The following is a 364-nucleotide window of genomic DNA, read 5'->3' as shown; positions in this document are numbered from 1 at the left end:
GCAGGGGAAAGCTATATATGCTATGTATCACACGCATATAGTAGTGGCCAGAATGCTGGAGTGAGCTATATAGTTGTTAGTGATGACTTTAAGCGTCTTAATAGGCTTAGCTCTAATATTATACAAGCTAATGCCTATACCAAAGAGGAGATAAATGAGCTAATAGCTAGAGTTGATGCTAAAATCCCTGTGGATGAAGCCAAACTAGCTAAACAAAACGAGCTTAAAAGTGTAGAAGCTGATATATTAGATAAAGAGCAGTCAATACCAGCAAAACGACAAGAGCTATTAACTCTAAGCGAGAAAAAGAGAACCTTAGAAGCTAATCTAGCTACCATAACAGAGCTAATAAATGAAAAAGAGC

Annotated in this window: 1 protein-coding gene; it reads left to right on the top strand. The window is 37.1% G+C overall.

Annotated features, from left to right (window positions below; genetic code table 11):
• Positions 1-364 (top strand): hypothetical protein (locus tag CCAL9328_RS10795; protein ID WP_170000654.1); only part of this gene is annotated, 364 nt, incomplete at both ends.

The sequence above is a fragment of the Campylobacter sp. RM9328 genome (assembly GCF_012978615.1).
The sequence above is the reverse complement of the archived record's forward strand: the minus strand, read 5'-3'. Positions and strand labels throughout refer to the sequence as shown.